The 3,452-nt window shown below is 64.9% G+C and carries 4 protein-coding genes; 2 read left to right on the forward strand and 2 right to left on the reverse strand.

The annotated features are described in order from the left end of the window. Together QVE23_RS10675 and QVE23_RS10680 are read left to right on the forward strand one after the other, a co-directional pair. A partial coding sequence (locus QVE23_RS10675; protein ID WP_287968199.1) for an NAD(P)-dependent oxidoreductase occupies window positions 1–267 on the forward strand: 267 nt, incomplete at its 5' end. A 229-nt stretch (window positions 268–496) separates the two neighbouring features. Beyond that, on the forward strand, window positions 497–1,402 hold the full coding sequence (locus QVE23_RS10680; protein ID WP_136891539.1) for an S-layer homology domain-containing protein: 906 nt from the start codon (window positions 497–499) through the stop codon (window positions 1,400–1,402). A 172-nt stretch (window positions 1,403–1,574) separates the two neighbouring features. Here the strand turns inward: QVE23_RS10680 and QVE23_RS10685 are convergent, their stop codons facing one another. Together QVE23_RS10685 and QVE23_RS10690 are read right to left on the reverse strand one after the other, a co-directional pair. Next, window positions 1,575–2,480: an NAD(P)/FAD-dependent oxidoreductase gene (locus QVE23_RS10685; protein ID WP_136891540.1), complete on the reverse strand. Its 906-nt coding sequence runs from the start codon at window positions 2,478–2,480 to the stop codon at window positions 1,575–1,577. Window positions 2,481–2,626: 146 nt separating this feature from the next. After that, window positions 2,627–3,452: anaerobic ribonucleoside-triphosphate reductase (locus QVE23_RS10690; protein WP_287968200.1), on the reverse strand; the 826-nt coding region annotated here is incomplete at its 5' end.

Here is a 3,452-nt window from a genome sequence, read left to right on the forward strand (position 1 = left end):
GGGCTTGTGGACAACGAGGCCCTGCGGCAGGCCCTGCTGGAGGGGCGAATCGCTGGAGCGGGGTTGGACACGCTGTCCCCGGAGCCGGTGCCGGCGGGGCACCCCCTGACGGCGCTGCCGCCGGAGGTCCATCGGAAAGTGGTCCTGGCACCCCACCTGGGCGGCATTACAGAGGCATCCTTCCGTCGGGCCCATGCCCACATGTGGCGAAATGTGGAGCATTTGGCTGCGGGAGAGCGGCCGGACAACATCGTCAACGGCCTGTGATGCTCGCCGACGGTAAAAAATTCTGCCGGAGATGAAACAAAACCTATGGAAAAATCGTCTAATTCCTATAAAGACCTATGGTAGAAGGACCATGTGCGGTTTGAAAGTCCTGCGCGCGAGCTGTGGGTCTGTATGCGGAAAACCCTCATGCGCCAACCGGCTTGCCTGTTCTCATGGCCCGCACGGCGCATGGAGTCAGGAAAAACAAAGAAGGGGAGCGTGACGCCGAATGAGACGTCGGATCTGGAGAGGTTGGATATTGTGCCTGTGCGCCTGCCTGCTGCTGTGCGGTGCCGCCAGCGGGACTGGAAGCACACCGCCGGACGCGGTGAGCCGCGGGGCCTTTGCAGACGCCCTGTATGACGCCCATGTGGCCCACGGCGGCGCTCCTGTGGTCAGCGAGGGCAGCTCCGCACCCTTCCGGGATGTGGGCTCCTGGTCTCCGTATTTCGAGGCGCTCTGTTGGGCTAAGGCCAGCGGCATCGCAGGGGGCTATGCAGGCGGTGCCTTCCGTCCTGCGGCACCGGTGACCCGCCAGCAGGCGACGGTGATGCTGTACCGCTATGCCAAGACCACGGACCTGCCGCTGGAGAAGGGGAGCGACCGGGATCTGGCCGGATACCGGGACGTGGATACCATCCCAACCTGGAGTCGGGAGGCTGTCCAATGGGCCGTGCGGAACGGCCTGTGGTTCTCCGGCAGCGCCACGGAGTTGCAGGCGGCGGAGAACGTCTCCTGGGAGGAGCTGGCCGTTCTGACCCAGCGGCTGTTCCTGGGCGGGATGCCCGCGGCTGCCTTGTCTGCGGCGCCGGAGGGGCTGACGATGGAGCTGCAGCAATGCACTACCACCGGCGCGGTTGTGGTACTGCAAAATGCGGCGGAGGAGACCTTCTCCTATGGGGCGGACTACGGTCTCTATCGGCAGGTGAACGGCGGCTGGTATCAGATGAACAAGGAAATGGACACCATCGCCATTGCCTATGAGCTGGCCCCGGGAGAGAGCCGGAAGCTTACCCTCAGCTGGGGAGAGCTGGACTGGGGCGGCGTCCTGCCCGCCGGGACCTACTGCGTGGCGCAGGGCGGGCTGCTGGGAGAACAGCAGGTCACCGTCTCCGTCACCTTTGCCATCAAATAAACGCCAGGCGGCCGCCGAAAAACCGGCGGCCGCCTTTCCATTGGGTGAACGGTTTCTTGCGATCCCGCCCAGACCGAAAAATCTCCCCCTCTTCTGGAGGAGTGAAGAGAACAGCACAGGCCGCCGGGAACGCCAGGCGGCCTGTACGGATTCTTGAGAAGGTGGCCCGGCGTCAAACACAAAAGCGGCAGGCCGCCAGGGCCGCCACAGCGCCGTCGGCGCAGGCGGTGGTCAGCTGGCGGACCTCCTTGGCGCGGAGATCCCCTGCCGCAAAGATGCCGGGAATCGGCGTCAGGCAGTCCTCCCCGGCGGCGATAAAGCCCGCTTCGTCCACCGGCACCCCCAGAGACCGGGCCAGCCGGCTCTCCGGCAGCAGACCCACCGCCTGGAACAGCGCAGAGACCGGCAGGTGGGAGACTTCTCCCACAGCGGTGTTCCGCAGGGTCAGGCCGGTGAGGCGTTCCGATCCCTCCAGGGCCTCCACCACGGTGGACCGCAGCAGCGTGAGGTTGGCGGTCTTCTCCGCCCGCTCCACCAGAATGGGATCCGCCCGGAAGTCCGACCGCCGGTGGATCACCGTCACATGGCGGCAGATGTCTGCCAGATACAGCGCATCCTGCAGGGCGGTGCTGCCGCCTCCGGCCACTGCCACATCCTGTCCGGCGTAAAAGGCTCCGTCGCACACAGCGCAGAAGGAGATGCCGGCCAGACGATCCTCGCCCGCAAGGCCCAGGGTCCGGCGCCGCATCCCGGCGGCCAGGATTACCGCCCCGGCGGTATAGGCACCGTAGTCGGTGACCACCCGGCTGGGCGTGCCGCTCTGGATCTCCAGCGCCTCCTCCAGTTCGATCCGGGTCCCCAGGGCCTCGGCCTGGCTGTACAGCCGCTCCGCCAGTTCAGCGCCGGACACGGCGGGCAGGCCCGGAAAGTTTTCCACCTTGGGAGAGGAGGCGATCTGCCCGCCGAAGCTCTCCCGTTCCAGCAGCAGAACGGACTTTCCTGCCCGGCGGGCGTAGACGGCGGCGGTGAGCCCGGCCGGGCCGCCGCCCACGATAATGATGTCGAAATACTGGTCCATAGATGTTCCTCTCTGATGACTGACAGAAGATAAGGGAGACTTCGCAGCCCCCCACATAGTAACCGCTGTACCGCGGGGGCTGCTCCGCAGAGACGGCATTTTGGAGCTCGGAAAAGGAGGGACGAGAGTCCCTCCTTTTTCGTTGTTTACACGCTCTGCGAAGTGGCGAATTTTTTGATGGTGGAGGCGTTCACCAGCTTCTCCACCTGCTCTCCGTGGCGGACGATCAGGGTGGGGGCCTGCTGGATACCGTACCGGGCCACCAGCTCCCGATGCTCGTTCACGTCCATCACCTGATAGGCGATGCCCGCCTTCTCCAGCTCCCGCTTGGCGATGCTGCAGTTGGGGCAGGTCTTGGTGGTGAAGAGGAACAGGCCGTCCTCGCCCCGCTCCGCCGGTGTGCTGGGCGCGGTGCCGGCTGCGGGCTCCGTCGCAGCATCCCGGTCGCAGAGGCGGCGGCCCTCCAGCCGGGAGTTTTCCACCTGGTACTCCTGCCGGTCCTTGAACTCCTGGACCTTGCCGTCGTTCCAGTTCTGGACAGGGCGGTAATAGCCGGTGATGCGGCTCCACACCTCGCAGGTCTTCCCACACTTGGGGCAGGTAAAGTGCTCGCCCGAGAGATAGCCGTGGTCCGGACAGATGGAGTAGGTGGGGGACATGGTGTAGTAGGGGAGCTTGAAATTCTCCGCGATCTTCCGCACCAAATTGGCAGCCGCCTTCCAGTCCGGCAGCTTCTCACCCAAAAAGGCGTGGAACACAGTGCCGGAGGTGTACAGGGTCTGCAGGTCATCCTGGATGGCCAGGGCCTCGAAGATGTCGTTGGTGTAGCCCACCGGCAGGTGGGAGGAGTTGGTGTAATAAGGCGTGTCACCGGGGTTCTTGGCAGCGGTGATGATATCGGGATACAGTGCCACGTCATGCTTGGCCAGCCGGTAGGTGGTGGACTCGGCGGGGGTGGCCTCCAGGTTGTAG

Origin of the sequence: Oscillibacter sp. KLE 1728, assembly GCF_934833455.1 — a bacterium.
In the GTDB taxonomy this organism is placed as follows: Bacteria; Bacillota; Clostridia; order Oscillospirales; family Oscillospiraceae; genus Oscillibacter; species Oscillibacter welbionis.

Bases quoted from the DNA above. Each gene is read 5' to 3' on its own strand.
- QVE23_RS10685 (WP_136891540.1), bottom strand. From the start codon at position 2,480: ATGGACCAGTATTTCGACATCATTATCGTGGGCGGCGGCCCGGCCGGG.
- QVE23_RS10680 (WP_136891539.1), top strand. From the start codon at position 497: ATGAGACGTCGGATCTGGAGAGGTTGGATATTGTGCCTGTGCGCCTGC.